Origin of the sequence: Paraburkholderia sp. CI2 (genome assembly GCF_014201055.1) — a bacterium.
GTDB lineage: Bacteria > Pseudomonadota > Gammaproteobacteria > Burkholderiales > Burkholderiaceae > Paraburkholderia > Paraburkholderia tuberum.
The window spans coordinates 20,772-35,308 of the sequence record NZ_JACHDL010000015.1 but is presented as its reverse complement, the minus strand read 5'-3'; the positions used below and the strand labels follow the sequence as shown (position 1 = coordinate 35,308).

The following is a 14,537-nucleotide window of genomic DNA, read 5'->3' as shown; positions in this document are numbered from 1 at the left end:
TGGTTCATGACCCTTGCGGGAGCGCCGGCGACCGTTGTACATAGTGTAGCAAGCGGGCAGGACCGTTGAAGTGGGGTATGCGTCCGGACGGAATCGATGATCGCCCGCGCGATGCGATGAAGTATGATTTCCACGGCATCGAAGCGGCTGCTCCGACAACAGGACGTGGAACCCGGAAGAAGGTGGCGTAATGACAACCAACGCAGGTTCTGAAGGCATCGCGAACGACGGGCTCGGCGGCACTCGCACGAGTGCACGGATTCCGGCCATCGCACCATCGCGAACCGCGCTTGTCGTCATGCATTACCAGACCGACATTCTCGGACTCTTTCCATCGGTCGCGCCCGCCTTGCTCGCCAATACGCGCAGCTTGTGCGACGCGGCCCGGGCCAAAGGCGTCAGCGTCTATTTCGCCAACCTCAGGTTCAGTCCGGGCTATCCGGAAGTCAGCCCGTTGAACAGGAACGGGCAGGGAATCAAAAGTCTTGGCCTCTTCCTCGCAGACCGGACCGCGCCGGAGTTGGGCCAGCAGGCCAACGAACCGCTCGTCATCGCGCATCGTGCGAGCGTGTTCTTCGGCACCGATCTGGAGGCGAAGCTTTCGGGGCAAGGTATCGATTCGCTGATCATGGTCGGCATCGCGTCGACCGGAGTCGTGCTCTCCTCGGTCGCGTACGCCAGCGACGCGGACTTCCGCCTGTATACGGTGAAGGATTGCTGTTACGACCCGGACCAGGTGGTCCACGAGCGTCTGTTTTCTACCGCATTCGATTCACGCACAACGGTGCTGTCACTGGCGGATGCGCTACTGCTGCTCGCGTAGACCAATATCGCCAGCTCGATTACGTCTTTCCCCGGCGTTCCGTTGGTTTCGCTACGAACAAACCCCGCTATCGCACCAGCGCTTTCGGGCCGCCCGGCGTGACCGAGTAACCGTCGTTCAACGTCTGCAGGAATGCGATGACGTCGCGAATCTCGGCCTCGTTCAGCGCGGGCTTGCCGCCGAGCTTCCGATCCATCGGCGCATCCGCGAAGTCGACGTTGTTGCGATAGCGGCGCGGCAGATCGTCGAATTTGTCGACCTTGCCGTTGGCCCCCTTCGGATACCACTTTGCCGGATTGGTATCGCGCTCGACATAGAAGCGCATCACGTCCTCGAGCTTATGAAAGCGGCCGTTGTGGAAAAACACCGAGCGCGTCGCAACGTTGCGCAGCGTCGGTGACTTGAACATGCCGCAGAAGCCGGTTTCCTTTGCCAGATCCGAGCGATAGGGGCCGCACAGGCCAAGGTCGAAATACGTCGGATCGCGATTGGCCGGAATTTCCGGGTTGCGCGGCACCCCGAGCGCAATGAACGAAAAGTCGGCGAATTGCGCCGGCCGTCCACCGGGCCCGGGCGCGTCCAGATGGCATTTTGCGCAATTGCCCTTGTCGGGGTTGTTGAACAGCGCGTAGCCGCGCAGTTCCTGCGCCGTGAAGTCCGCATTGCCCGACATCGCCGCATCGAACTTGCTCGTGTACGGCTGGAAGCTCACGTCTTCGGTCTGAAACGCTTCGAGTGCTTCGCCGATGTGCGCGAATGCCTTGTCCGTCTGCGAGAAGACCTGGGCGCCGAAGACCTTTCTGAAGGTGTCGGCATAAGCGCTGCGCCGCAGCTTCGCGACGACTTCGGCCGCGCTGCGGTTGGCCATCTCGTTCGGATTGAGCAGCGGCATCGACGCCTGATCGTGCAACGATGCGGCGGCGCCGTCACGCATGAAGCCGCCCGTCGGTCCTTCGTCCTCGATATCTTCCGAGGCGGGCGTATAGAAGTGCCGGCTGAACAACGGCGTGAAGCTCAGATAGCGCAGCGACGGCACCGAACGCGTACCCGGCTGGCGCATGTCGGCGCCGCCCAGTTGCACGGCAAGGCCGTTCGGTGGACCGTAGGCGTGCTCGGGACTATGGCAGTTCGCGCATGACATCTTTCCCGAGGCCGATAGCGACGCGTCGAAGAATATCTGTTTGCCAAGTTCGGCCCGCTGGCTCAACGCGGCAGGGCTCGCGGGGTAGCGAACCCATCTTTGCACCGAGACTTTGGCGGCCGCCTTGGGCACCGCTTTCGATGCCGCGGCAAAGCCGCCCGCGGCGGCCGTCAGTCCATTGCCCGACGGTGCTTGTGCCGTGGCTGAAAAGCTCGCACCCAGCGTGAAGGCGGCGAACGCGGCAATCGTTACAGCGCCCAATCCACTCGCCACTTTGAAGCAATCTCGAATCATCTGCATGCGTGCGTCGTTTCAACGGAAGACGGTGGAGCGAAGGCCCCACCGTTTTTTCGATGCTCTCGTCGATCAGAAATTGAACATCGCCATCAGGTCGCCGATCGAAGTCGTGTTGATCGGCAGATACGGGCTTTGCGTCGAGGTGACCGGATTCGGCAGACGGTCGCGGCTACGCGTCGACAGCGGCTGCAGGCGCCAGTTGCGTTCGATGAATTTGAGCACCGACGCATGATCGTAGTACGTGTGGTCGACCATCCCCTTGCGGGCATACGGCGACACCACGAGCATCGGAATGCGCGGACCGTCGCCGAAGAAATCGAGGTTCTGGATCGCGCCGGTGTCGAAGTGGCCGCCGCCTTCGTCGGTGGTGATCAGGATCGCCGTATGCGCCCACAGCGCCGGATTGGCCTGAACGTTGGCGATCACGGTCTTCAGGAATGCCTCATAGGTGGCCGGTGCCGAATAGCCGGGGTGACCGCTGTCGAGGTTCTTCGGCACGACGAACGACACCGCGGGCAGCGTGCTGTTCTTGATGTCGTTGGCGAACGTCGTCAGATCGGTCAGGTTCGCCTTCAGCGCGGGCGTGCCCATCACCTTGCTCGACGCGACCAGCGGGTCGCCGATGACGTTGTACTGCGCCGACTGTGCAAGCGCCGCCGCCTGCGCCGCCGGCAACCCGTCCGCGAGTTCCAGCAGCTGGGTTTCAGCTGCAAGGTCGCTGGTGGTGCGCCCGCCCGTATACCACTTCCACGACACGCCCTTGGCGGCCAGCGCCTCGGCGATGGTGGGCACGGTCTGCGGCGGGTAGTTGTAGTTGTTCGGACCGATCGGCTGGACGTTGCCGTTCAGGTCATAACCGGGGTTGTAGTTGTTGACGAGATAGTACTTGCCCGCGTCGCAATTGCTTGCGACCTTCTTCGCGGCGAGGAAATTGAGAATGGCTGACACGCCGGCCTGGCTCGCATCGGAACAGTTCACGTAGGAGCCGCCTTCGTAGCCGTCCTGGGTGTAGAAGTTCGCCGTTTGCGCCATCGGGTCAGGATTTTCGATCTGGTTGGCCGGCGGCGTTGCGACGGTGCCGGCCGTGTTGAAGTACGGCTCGTCGGCCGTCGCGATCGAGAAGAAGTTCGCGCCGGTGCCGCCCATGATCGACTGGTGATAGTTGTCGCTGACCGCGTAGGTTTGCGCGAGTGACTGGAAATACGGCGCATCGCCGGTCGACATGTTCATGAAGCCCATCAGTTCGCCGCCCTGCGACGGATTCTGCGGCGTGATGCCGGTCGTATCGCCGCCCTGGCCGACCGTGGTGGCCACCCACGTGAACATGTCGTGCTTGCTGTTGTCGCCGCCGGTTTGCTGCCACATCTGGAAGAAGCGATGGACCGGGTCGCCGGTCATCGCGTAGAGCGTCAGCAAGGGCGCGACGGCCGTGACCTGCTGCGCGTACGGTACGTACCTGGTGATCTGGAACGGGCCGTTAGGCAGCGTGGCCGGGAAGCGCGTGTCGGCCGTGCCGCCGCCGGTCGTGAAGGTCTGGAGGTTTTCGATGCCGATCTGTTCCGGCTGCGGCAGAGTCGCGTACGCCGCGCCGCGCGTCGGGTTGATCGTGTAGGCCGTTTGCGTCGTGCCCTGGTTCTGGGCAGCCTGCGCGAAGTTTGGACCCGGCGTGCCGTCCGCGTTGATGATGCCTTCCGACAGCAGGTTCTTGACCGTCTGGCCGTCCGGCGCGACGTAGCCGCCGAACAGGCCGTCGAAAGTCTGGTTCTCGCCGACCACGACGATGACGTGCTGAATCGGCGTCGTGGTCGCGCTGTTGCTCAACGCGAGCGCCGAGCTCACGGCGGCGGCCGGCATCGCGCCGGAGACCGCGCCCGTGGGCGGGATCGAAACCTGCGCGCGGCTGGCGTCGACACCGGCGGCGACCGTGCCGGCGTGCACCGTGAAGCGCGCGATATCGAACAGGTTATCGAGCGGGTTACTCGCATTCGCCTGATAGGGCGTGCCGATCGGGTCCGCGACGGTATTGAGCGGCACGTTGAACGCGCTGAACAGTGGCTGCAACGCGCCCGCGACGGCCGCGTCGGCCTGGGCGATGCTGCTCGCGGAGATCTTCGCCGACGCGATCTGCGCGCTGGTCGGCGCGCCATTGGGCACGATCCCCAGCACGCGCTGCGTGAGCAGCGACGTCAGCGGATTCAGATTGGCGACCACGGACACGGTCGCACCCGACGACGCGGGCGCGGGATCGATGACCGCGGACAAGGTGGCCGGCGTGCCGTCCGCATCGTTGAATGGCGCGGTCAGAACGAACGGCGCCTTGCCCGTCATCGACACGGTGAACTTGCCGGTCGCGTCGGTGAGGCTCGACTGCGTGCTCTTTCCGTCGCTGTCCGTCACCGTGACGGTGACGCCGACGATGGGCGCGCCGGCGGCGGCGATGCCCGTCGCGGTGACGCTGGTGCTGGTATTCGCGCTGGCACTCGAGCCGGTGGCGGGCGAGCTGACATTGTCGGGGCCGCAAGCGGCGAGCGAAAGCATGACTCCCAAACCGGCGAGTGTCGAGGCGCTTCTTTTCATGGTCGTTGGGTCGTGGGGGTTGTCGGTCGTCGTTTTTTTTCTGTGCCGCAAGACTCAAGACCGCTCGACGTCGCGGGCCTCACTGGCGCCGCGATCTTCCCAACGCCATATGACAAGGCCGTGATGACGTCCCGCGGCTCGATCGACGGTTCTCTCTAATTTGCTACGACGGCGCGGTCGATATGGCTCGACCGGCGACGCCCTGCTTGTGCAAGCGGGCCGACTTCCTACATGCGAGCATGATTCACGCCTCGCGCATGCCATACTCGGCGATCACGATGAGTTACTCGCCACATCGGCATGTGATTTGCTGGCTGATACTGGAAGAGAAACCAACCGGATGACAAAACGTGGCGTCGAAAACAACGGGCATCGCCCCGCTCCAGATGTTCGAAAGCGTCGTCATCCGGTTGTACGACGGCGGCGTCCTGTCGCCGGCCGTGCTCGAACGTGTGATCGGCGCCTTCGCGCAAGCGGATGTTGACTGGCATGACACGGTGGAGGGCCGCTCCGTCGACGGTCGTTCACTGCACGAAATCGTCGCGCTGACGATGCTGCCGGGACAACCTGTCCGATCGGCATCGGCATCGTTCATGACTGTGATCGAACACATCGCGGGCGTCGCGCCGGATACGGACGAGAAAGCAGCGCAGCCAAAAACCGCGCGACGCAAAAAAACCGCGCCGCATGCGTATCTGGTGCGCTTGCGCCTGCGCGCCGCGCGGCGCCTGCTCGCGACCGGCCGCACGCCAGCGCAGGTCGCCGCCGAAGTCGGCTTCGCGGATCAGAGCCATCTCGGCCGCTGGTTTCGTCGGGCGTACCGCATGACGCCGGCGGCGTACCGGCAGATGTGCACAAACGTTCCAGACCGATCGCGCGGCATCGTCGATCATGAGCGGCTCAACGAGGAGTCATCATGTTCGATACCAAAGTGGCGCTGATCGTGCGCAGCGATCTCGCGGTCTGGCAGAAGCTCAATGTGGTCGCGTTTCTCGCGACCGGTGTCGCGGCCGCGGCGCCCGATGCGCTGGGCGAGCCGTACGAGGATGCCGCCGGGCACCGCTACGGCCGCATGCTCGGCCAGCCGATGATGGTGTTCGCCGCCGACCGGTTCGGTCTGCAGGGCGCGCATCGGCAGGCGCTGTCGCGCGAGCTCGGAATCGTGCCGTATGTGCACGCGATGTTTTCGACGGGGCATGACGCGGCGAATCGCGCAGTCTTTCGCGCCGAGGACGCGGCGAATCTCGATCTCGTCGGTCTCGCACTGCACGGACCGAAGAGAGCCGTCGATAAGGCCGTGAAAGGTTTGGCGTTGCACGAATGAGTCAACGAGTGCGCGAGTCGCTCGATTGTCGACGGTACTCGCGCCGAACTCTAAAAGAAAAACGTTTGCCGCGCCGGACGCGAATTGCGTTAAAACAAAAAAGGCTTATTCGGCGAATGCACGGGGCATATCCAAAGGGCATAGATCAGAAAGGCACAAGTAACGCACCCCCTCAATAGCGGATCGTGCCGCCATCGTGGCAATGCGATTGCAAGTCGTTGTCGAGAAACGAATTGTCGGCGATTGCACCCGCGCGCTCGCCAACTCGTTTCAAATGGTTCTTTGCAAAAACGGCTTTCTACAGCACGGACATGCTCGCAAGAAATCCTTGCATATACGTTTCCTCCTGAATTTGACCTCAGTCAGAATTGAACGTGTTGATGTTACACTGCAAGCCGCTGGAGCCATTCTGGCAAAGGGCTTTGGTGTTTCCAGCTCAAAGTGGTTTGAAACGCGTCCACGACTTGTCGCCGGTGTCGTGCGTGCGGCAGCCATTCACTGGACTTCTCCAACACCCTGCTGCGTTCCCGGATTCCTCAGGTACTAATACCGTGTACTCTCAAACGCAAATCGACCCGGTGATCAGCTTCCGCAACTCGCAGCGCGAGCACGTGCGTGGGACGATCATTAACCTCCAGAGAAAGTCTTTGGTCATGGAGGTCTATAACCCCTATTCCATCGTGCAGGTCAGCGAGGTGTTAAGCGAGCTGAGCGTGCGCATGGGCACCAAGAATGCCTATCTCGGCAAGGCCGTGGTGGTGAGTCTGGTGAACACCGGTCTGACCGCGGTGGTTTCGCTGGCACTCATCGACGAATGGCGCGAGCTTAGCGTTCTGCCCAATGAAGCGAAGTCGGTCGGCCGGGAAGCAGAACTCTTTATTAGCGACTGGGACGCGCGCTTCAATATCCGGCGCGACTATCAGATCGTCGTGAACGAGATGCGCGCGTTCCTGTCGGAAGTGTCGCGCTGGGTCGAGCAGGTCGACCTGACCGAAAGCTTGCCGAAGACCGAAGAAGGCAGGCTGCGCGAGGACCTGTTCTACGAGCTCGCCACGCCGATCATGCTCAAGATCAAGTTCTTCCTCGACCGCCTCGAGGAAGAGGCCGAGCGCGTCGACGCCGAGACCGCACCCGTGCATCGCACGTATGCGCAAGCGGCACTGCATCCGTTGCTGCTGCGCGCGCCATTCGTCTACCGCACGTTCACCAAGCCGCTCGGCTATGCCGGCGACTACGAGATGGTCAACCAGATCCTCAGCGATCCGCAGCAGGGACCGACCACATACTTCCAGATCGTCAATACCGCGTTCCTGCACGCGGCGGTCGCGACTGCGCACCGCAACCGCATCACGCTGCTGATCGACTTTCTGACGCGTCAGGCCGAAGCGGCGCGCGCTGCCGGCAGGCCGTTCCGCATCCTCAACGTCGGTTGCGGGCCCGCTTTCGAGATCCAGCGCTTCGTGCGCGAATATCCGCATCCGGAGCTGCTGTCCTTCGAGCTGGTCGACTTCAGCGAGGAAACGCTGGCGTTTACGAAGGACGCGATCGAAAGCTCGGCGAATGCCGCGGGCCATAAAGCCTCGGTGCAAATGGTGCATCAGTCGGTGCACGATCTGCTCAAGCGTAAAATTTCAACGGACCCCTCCGCGCGCGAATTCGACGCGGTGTACTGCGCGGGTCTGTTCGACTATCTGTCGGACAAGGTCTGCGCGCGTCTCCTCAGTTACTTCGCCGCTCGCACGCGAGCTGGCGGTCAGTTGCTGGTCACCAACGTCCATTCGGCGAATCCGGAGAAGTACGGGATGGAGCATCTGCTCGAGTGGTATCTGATTTATCGGAACGAAAGCGGCATGAGCTCGCTGCTTCCCGCCAACTCCACTGACCAGAAGCTCTACGTCGACAAGACCGGGGTGAATGTGTTCGCGGAAGCCACGATCCTCTGAAACCGTGTCGACATCCCTGTTCATGACTACCAGTCCCCTGCAGAGCGGCTATCAAACCGAGCTGGCCGACTTTCGCGTCACGTTCAGCCGGGGCGGCGCGTGCACAGCGATTGCGCTCGTGCTGCTCGGCGTGGGGCTGGATTACGCGCAGTATCCGCAGTATCAGACGTCGTTCGCGCTCGCGCGCCTGCTCGTGTCGTTGATGATCGGCGGTATCATCGCCTTGCTCGACACCAGCATGGGGCGGCGGCTTACTCCATGGCTGACGCTGTCCTGGCTGCTGCTGCCGCAGGCGATGATTTCATGGATGATCTGGCGCACCGATGGTGTTCTGTCGCCCTACTACATGGGCCTGAATCTGGCCATCTTCGCGTCCGGCATTGCGTTGCCATTCGGTCTGTGGCAAAACCTCGTGTTCGGCGTGCTGTCCTGCTTTCTGTATCTGCTGGCCTGCCTGTTGCCTCCGCATGAGGGCGTGCCGCTCGGCACGATGACCGTCAATGTTCTGCTCCTTCTGTTCGCCGCTGCCGCAAGTGCCGTCTACACGTTTTTCAACGAACGCGTGCGCTTCATGCTGTTTCGCCTGAAGGCCGAGGTGTCCGAGAAAAACGCGGAGGTCTCCGCGAAGAACGCCGAACTCGAAGTGATCAATCGGCAGTTGCTCGACATCAAGGGCCAACTGCTGCAGCAGGAAAAAATGGCGGCGATCGGTACGCTCGCGGCTGGCCTGCTGCATGAAGTGAACAATCCGGTGAACTTCTGTCTGATGGCAATCGAGGTTGCGCTGGAAGAGCCGATCTCGAAGAAGGAGCCGACGCTGCAGGAATGTCTGGTCGATGCGCGGCAGGGCATGCAGCGGATCCAGCACATCGTGTCGGACCTGAAGACGTTCGCGTATCGCAAGCCCGGCGCCGAGGCGGAGCTGGGCACGCCGTTCCTGTTCGAAAAGGCGCTCGATTCGGCGATCCGGCTCGTCGGCCATGAATTGCGGGGCGTCACCGTCACGCGCGAGCTGCCCGCGGATACGCTGGTGCAGGGCGACGAGGCGGCCATCATCGGCGTGCTGATCAACCTGCTGTCGAATGCGGTGCTGGCGATGCGCAAGGCGGCCACGCCCGCGCCGGCGATTCACGTCAACGTCAGATGGACCGAAGACCGCCTGCATGTGACGGTAAAAGACAACGGGCCGGGCATCGCGCCGGAGCATCTCGCGCGCGTGTTCGAGCCATTTTTTACCACCCGCGAAGTGGGACAGGGCCTGGGCCTCGGGCTGTCGATCAGCTATGCGGTGATCGAGCGTCACGGCGGCCTGCTGTTTGCTGAGAGCGAGCAGGGAAGTTGGGCGTCATTCAGTTTCGATCTGTCGCCCGCACCCTGAGAAACACCATGAATGACATCCGACAGACACAGCCCACTCTTCTCTACGTCGATGACGAAGAGTTGGCCTGCAAATACTTCGCGCGCACCGTAGGTGCCGATTACGAGGTCCTGCTCGCGACGAGCAGCGACGAGGCGATCGCTATCCTCGAGCAGGACAACGCCCGCATCGCGGTGCTGGTCACGGACTTCCGCATGCCGGGGCGTGACGGTGGCGACCTGCTGCGCCAGGTGGCGCTGGAATATCCGCACATCGTGCGGATTCTGGTCACGGCTTATGCAGACGTCGAGATGTTATTGCAGACGGTCAACACCGGCGAGGTGTTCCGCATCCTCGAAAAGCCGCTGAAGCCGGCGGCAGTGCGCGATACGCTGCAACTGGCGTTTGATCGTTACCACGAACGCGCGATGCAGAATCAGCGCCTGATCGCCATCGACGAAACCCTGGCGTTCATCGCGCACGAACTGAACACGCCGCTCGCGGCGATCGCGTTGAACGCGCACAGCATCGAAGATCGCATCGACGCGGAGCGCGATGCGGAAGGCGAAATTCTCGGCGCCGCGAAATCGATGCGCGAGAGCGCGCAGTACTGCATGGCGGTGGTGTCGTCCTTCTGGCGCTCGGTGCACAACGGGCGGCGCCGGCAACTGGAGGGCGACGAGGCGCGCATCGAGAGTACCGCGCATGGGCTGATCTCGGCGTTGCTCGATACGTATCCGTTTACGACCGCGCAGCGCTCGTGGGTGCAGGTCGACGTCGACAGCGACTTTGCCGTGCTCACGCAGCCGAATTGCGTGGCGCTCGTGCTGTCGTCGCTGTTGTCCAACGCGTTGCGCGCGCTCGCGGATGTGCCGTCGCCGTCGGTGCGCTTTACCGTGACAACGGAACCCCACCCGAGCATCGGCATCTGCGACAACGGGCCGGGAATTCCGCCCGAGATCAAAGACCGCCTGTTGACGGACCCAATTACAACGCACGCGAAATCCGGGGGGAACGGCTTGGGCCTGATTCTATGCAACCGTGTCATGCAGTCCTGTGGCGGCGGACTCAGGATCGAGTCCACGTCGGAGGGAGGCACCACCGTAGTGCTGGATTTCCCCCATATCAAAGGTCAAACGCACAGGAGCTGTTGATGAACGAAGCAAAAGCCACAGAGGAGTTGGCGCCGGCGATCATCTTCGTCGATGACGAAGCTACCGCCGTAAAGTACTTCCAGCGTGCCATCGGAAGCCTGGCGCCGGTCCTGACTGGCGGCTCGGTGGAAGAGGGCAAGGCGCTGCTCGACGAGCACGGCGACAGGGTGGGGGTGCTGGTCTCCGACCAGCGTATGCCGGGCGAGTTCGGCAACGAGCTGCTGCGCTATGCGAGCGAGCGCTTTCCGCATGTCGTGCGGATTCTGACCACCGCGTATTCGGAAATCGATCAGACCGTCGCGGCCGTCAACCTCGGTCATATCCATCGCTACATCAAGAAGCCTTGGGACATCACGGCGCTGCGCATGGAACTGAAGCAGGCGCTCGAGCTGGCCGAGCTGCGCAAGGAGCGCGACACGCTGGTGCGCGAGAAGCTGGGCGTGCTGCAAAAGCAGGTGGTCGCCACTCGCATCGGTCTGGTGCGTTCGCTGTCGGCCACGCTGATCGGGCCCGAGCGCTTTCAGCCGGTCGAGACGTATCTCGCCGCAGCGGTACTCGCCGACGTGCCGAACTCCGAGCCGGACTGGCTGCTGCAGGACTACTCCGATCTGATCGCGGCCGAGAGTGCCCGCAGCGGCGCGTTCGGTCATACGGTGGCCGCGCACCTCGCCACGCTGCGTAACCGTCACGGCAGCGCGAGCGTGACTGCGAGCGACGCACTGACGACGCTGGCCGGGGTATTTTCCGAGGCTGGCATCAATGTGCGCCGCGAAGGCGATGGTCTCGTGTGCGACCAGCCGGCCACACTCGCGGAGTTTCTCGCGGAGCCGGGCAACAACGCGGTGTCGAGCGGGCACGCGGTATGGCTGGCGAGCCTTCTGTGGCTCGATGGCAATGACGGTGCACTGCAGCCGGCACGAGAAGGCGATGCGATCGCGTTCCGGCCGGCGCAGCGCGGTAGCGAGTTCGCCGCCGATCGCCTCGCCACGTGGATCGAGCAGTTCTGATTACCTTGCTTCGAGGGCGCGGCGTCTGACGCGCCACTACTCGCACTGGCTTCGCGCTGCAACCCGCCTCGGCTAGCAGCGCGAAGCTGCCAACGGCTCGCGCGAGTCGTTCGAATGTTTTTCCACGCGCGCTGACAGACAGCACGCTCTTTTCACCTCGACAAGCGTTGCCTGTCAGGCCTGACTTCTCAAGCCTGAACGCGCGGCGCGAAGCGCCGCGTCCGAATCCACTTGGTCGCCACCCACTTGTCGCCCGTGCGCAGCGGCGTGCTCGCGTGCAGCGAGCTCGGATCGCACAGCCCGTAGCGGTTGCCGTATTCGAAGTAGAGCGCGTGCCCGCGCTGCGGCGCGACCGACCAGCCAAGCTGCGGAAACACCGTCTCACCGCCGCCTTCCACATCTTTCAGATACATCAGCAGCGTGCCCATGCGCTGGCCGCTGCGCGCGATCGACTCGCGATTCGTTTCGTTGCTCGTCATCAGATAGTCGACGTGCGGCGTTGACTCCGCGCCTTCCTCATAGTGCAGCATTTGCAGGCCTTCGCCGTTCTCGACCGGGGTTGCCGTGAGTTCCGCGATGCGCGCCTCGATGCGCGAGATCAACGGCGTCTCGCCCAAACGGAAAAACATCCCGTGACTGCTGCGATGACCGGCGATCACATCGCGGCCGGTCACTGGATCGACGACGGCCGACCGGTCGAGCCGCGGCTGTGCGAGCGCGATCAGCTGCTCGCATTCATCGGCACTCAGGAAATTGGCGATGTGCACGGCGGCCGGTCGTTGCAGCCGCGACAGCACGCGCACCTTGCGCTCGCCGAGTTGGATCAGCGGAGCGTCGGGCACGCGCAGCGGCTCGGGCTGGTAGCTGAGCGGCGCGCTGCTGACTTCGAGCTTGTCGCCGGGCAGCGCCATACCGTACAGGAACGCCGATGCGACCGCATCGACCATCGCCGACGCGAGCTCGGCCGCGTTGTCGCGGCTCACCAGTTCGTTGACGATCGCTTGGGGCGCGACGCCGCGTGAAAGGTTGGCGGCGATCCAGTCGCGGACTTCGGCTGGGAAATTGACGGTGATGGACATCGGGGCGAGGTTGTGGGGTGTCGTGACAGTCGCGGCGCGCGCGACGCTGGCTCGCGATCGTAGCGGACGATTGTGACGATTCTGGACGCACGACCCGGTTGTCAGTTGGCTGTCGTCTGTTACCGCATATTGCGATGTCCCGCCGCGCCCATAACTCGGCCCATGCGGGTGTCCGCCCCCGCGTGCCGCCCGATCGATGCCCCAGACTCTTCCACCGGCCAACATGTTGCACCCCTGTAACTCAAGTCCGGCGCAAGCCGGTTACATTCACGCATGCCCGTATTCAAGCCCTCATTCCAATTTCTTACATCTTCATAACAACACGTCCGGAGGCGTTCGACAGATGACAACGCGCGTGAACCATGGCACTTTTGCGCAGTCCCGTCAGCGGACGAGCTTCCAACCGAGTATCAACACCAATATCCGTTCCCGGAGATCAACATGAGCGAAACCGTGTCCCCGCCGCCAAAGCGCTCCCGACGCGGGCTCATCATCTTCGCGGTTGTCGTGCTCGTGCTGGTCGCGCTCGTCGTGGTTCATCTGCTGACGCGCAAGAAGCCGGTGCGCGAGAACGCGGCGATCGTCGTCACCGTCGCGCAGGCGACGCTCGGTTCGATGCCGGTCACACTGAGCGAGCTCGGCACCGTCACGCCGATCGCAACCGTGACCGTGCTGCCGCAGCTGAGCGGCTATCTGACCGAAGTCGGCTATCACGAAGGCCAGGAGGTGCAAAAAGGCCAGTTCCTCGCGCAGATCGATCCGCGCCAGTATCAGATCAGCAAGCAGCAGGCGGAAGCGACGCTCGCGAAAGACCGCGCGTCGCTCGCGCAGGCGCACGCCGATCTCGAGCGCTATACGCAGTTGAACGAACGCAAGTCGATCGCGCAGCAAACCTTCGCGGATCAGCAATTCCTCGTGCAGCAGGACGAAGCGGCGGTGAAGGTCGACCTCGCCAACATCGCCCAATTCGATCTCGACCTCGTCTATTGCCGCATCACCGCGCCGATCGCGGGCAAGGTCGGCTTGCGGCTCGTCGATCCGGGCAACTACGTGACCGCGTCGTCGTCGACGGGCATCGTCGTCATCACGACCGAGAAGCCGACCACGGTGCAGTTCACGGTGCCGCAGGATTCGCTCGCGTCGATCCTGCAGCGTCTGGCCACCGGCGCGAAGCTGCCGGTCACCGCGTATTCGAGCGATAACTCGCGCGAGATCGCGACCGGCACGCTGTACGCGGTCAGCAACCAGATGGCCACCGCGACCGGCACCGTCACCTTGCGCGCGACCTTCGCGAACGACGACGAAACGCTGTTCCCGAACGAGTTCGTCAACGTGAAGCTGCTCGTCGACACGATGCAGAACGCGGTGCTCGTGCCGACCGCCGCGGTACAGTCCGGCGCGCCGGGCGACTTCGTCTATCTGGTCAATCCAGACAGCACGGTGTCCGTGCACAAGGTCAAGCTCGGACCGGGCGACGGCAAGAACACGGTGATCGTGTCGGGACTCGCGGCCGGCAACCAGGTCGTGACGGACGGCATGGATCGTCTGAACGACGGCGCGAAGATCCAGCCGGCGCATCCGAAGTCCGCCGCCGCGGCGAGCGGCGCGTCCGCCAGCGGCACCTCCGCAACCGGCACGTCCGCAACCGGCACGTCCGCAACCGGCACGTCCGCCACCGGCACGTCCGCAACCGGCACGTCCGCAACCGGCACGTCCGCCACCGGCACGTCCGCCACCGGCCCGAAGGCGCCCGCCGCCGCGTCCGAAGCCGCGCCGGCGTCGAGCGCGGCGGCATCGCCTGCGCCGGCCGCGTCCGAAGCCGCCTCGTCGTAACG

Annotated in this window: 10 protein-coding genes and 1 pseudogene; 8 read left to right on the top strand and 3 right to left on the bottom strand. The window is 63.4% G+C overall.

Annotation, left to right across the window (positions count from 1 at the left end; genetic code table 11):
* The first annotated feature begins 190 nt into the window (after nucleotides 1-190).
* The gene (locus tag HDG32_RS20565; protein ID WP_184070271.1) at nucleotides 191-823 is read left to right on the top strand and encodes an isochorismatase family cysteine hydrolase; all 633 of its coding nucleotides are present in this window, start codon (nucleotides 191-193) and stop codon (nucleotides 821-823) included.
* Nucleotides 824-890: 67 nt separating this feature from the next.
* Here HDG32_RS20565 and HDG32_RS20560 read toward each other — a convergent pair whose 3' ends face one another.
* Both HDG32_RS20560 and HDG32_RS20555 read right to left on the bottom strand, forming a co-directional pair.
* A complete protein-coding gene (locus HDG32_RS20560; RefSeq protein WP_184070269.1) occupies nucleotides 891-2,264 on the bottom strand; it encodes a cytochrome-c peroxidase in 1,374 nt (457 codons plus the stop codon).
* A 66-nt stretch (nucleotides 2,265-2,330) separates the two neighbouring features.
* A complete protein-coding gene (locus HDG32_RS20555; protein WP_260336538.1) occupies nucleotides 2,331-4,838 on the bottom strand; it encodes an alkaline phosphatase family protein in 2,508 nt (835 codons plus the stop codon).
* 677 nt (nucleotides 4,839-5,515) lie between these two features.
* On the opposite strand from HDG32_RS20555, the pseudogene HDG32_RS37050 reads away from it, so the two are divergent.
* The 6 genes and pseudogenes from HDG32_RS37050 to HDG32_RS20520 form a co-directional block, all read left to right on the top strand.
* Nucleotides 5,516-5,707 (top strand): annotated as a pseudogene (locus tag HDG32_RS37050) (helix-turn-helix domain-containing protein); the annotation flags it as partial.
* Between the two features lie 47 nt (nucleotides 5,708-5,754).
* The gene (locus HDG32_RS20540) at nucleotides 5,755-6,162 is read left to right on the top strand and encodes a DUF2000 domain-containing protein (protein WP_184070267.1); all 408 of its coding nucleotides are present in this window, start codon (nucleotides 5,755-5,757) and stop codon (nucleotides 6,160-6,162) included.
* 551 nt (nucleotides 6,163-6,713) lie between these two features.
* Nucleotides 6,714-8,105, top strand: a complete 1,392-nt coding sequence (locus HDG32_RS20535; protein WP_184070266.1) for a class I SAM-dependent methyltransferase — start codon at nucleotides 6,714-6,716, stop codon at nucleotides 8,103-8,105.
* Between the two features lie 22 nt (nucleotides 8,106-8,127).
* A complete protein-coding gene (locus tag HDG32_RS20530) occupies nucleotides 8,128-9,483 on the top strand; it encodes a sensor histidine kinase (protein ID WP_184070264.1) in 1,356 nt (451 codons plus the stop codon).
* 8 nt (nucleotides 9,484-9,491) lie between these two features.
* Nucleotides 9,492-10,616, top strand: a complete 1,125-nt coding sequence (locus HDG32_RS20525) for a hybrid sensor histidine kinase/response regulator (RefSeq protein ID WP_184070262.1) — start codon at nucleotides 9,492-9,494, stop codon at nucleotides 10,614-10,616.
* A complete protein-coding gene (locus tag HDG32_RS20520; RefSeq protein ID WP_184070260.1) occupies nucleotides 10,616-11,623 on the top strand; it encodes a response regulator in 1,008 nt (335 codons plus the stop codon). Before HDG32_RS20525 ends, HDG32_RS20520 begins: the two co-directional genes overlap by 1 nt.
* A 188-nt stretch (nucleotides 11,624-11,811) precedes the next feature.
* Here the strand turns inward: HDG32_RS20520 and HDG32_RS20515 are convergent, their stop codons facing one another.
* On the bottom strand, nucleotides 11,812-12,702 hold the full coding sequence (locus HDG32_RS20515) for a 2OG-Fe(II) oxygenase (RefSeq protein WP_184070258.1): 891 nt from the start codon (nucleotides 12,700-12,702) through the stop codon (nucleotides 11,812-11,814).
* 441 nt (nucleotides 12,703-13,143) lie between these two features.
* Between HDG32_RS20515 and HDG32_RS20510 the strand changes: the two genes are divergently transcribed.
* On the top strand, nucleotides 13,144-14,535 hold the full coding sequence (locus HDG32_RS20510; RefSeq protein WP_184070256.1) for an efflux RND transporter periplasmic adaptor subunit: 1,392 nt from the start codon (nucleotides 13,144-13,146) through the stop codon (nucleotides 14,533-14,535).
* Nucleotides 14,536-14,537 lie beyond the last annotated feature (2 nt).

Coding starts and splice junctions, on each gene's coding strand:
- HDG32_RS20565 (WP_184070271.1), top strand. CDS start 191: ATGACAACCAACGCAGGTTCTGAAGGCATCGCGAACGACGGGCTCGGC.
- HDG32_RS20560 (WP_184070269.1), bottom strand. CDS start 2,264: ATGCAGATGATTCGAGATTGCTTCAAAGTGGCGAGTGGATTGGGCGCT.
- HDG32_RS20555 (WP_260336538.1), bottom strand. CDS start 4,838: ATGAAAAGAAGCGCCTCGACACTCGCCGGTTTGGGAGTCATGCTTTCG.
- HDG32_RS20540 (WP_184070267.1), top strand. CDS start 5,755: ATGTTCGATACCAAAGTGGCGCTGATCGTGCGCAGCGATCTCGCGGTC.
- HDG32_RS20530 (WP_184070264.1), top strand. CDS start 8,128: ATGACTACCAGTCCCCTGCAGAGCGGCTATCAAACCGAGCTGGCCGAC.
- HDG32_RS20525 (WP_184070262.1), top strand. CDS start 9,492: ATGAATGACATCCGACAGACACAGCCCACTCTTCTCTACGTCGATGAC.
- HDG32_RS20520 (WP_184070260.1), top strand. CDS start 10,616: ATGAACGAAGCAAAAGCCACAGAGGAGTTGGCGCCGGCGATCATCTTC.
- HDG32_RS20515 (WP_184070258.1), bottom strand. CDS start 12,702: ATGTCCATCACCGTCAATTTCCCAGCCGAAGTCCGCGACTGGATCGCC.
- HDG32_RS20510 (WP_184070256.1), top strand. CDS start 13,144: ATGAGCGAAACCGTGTCCCCGCCGCCAAAGCGCTCCCGACGCGGGCTC.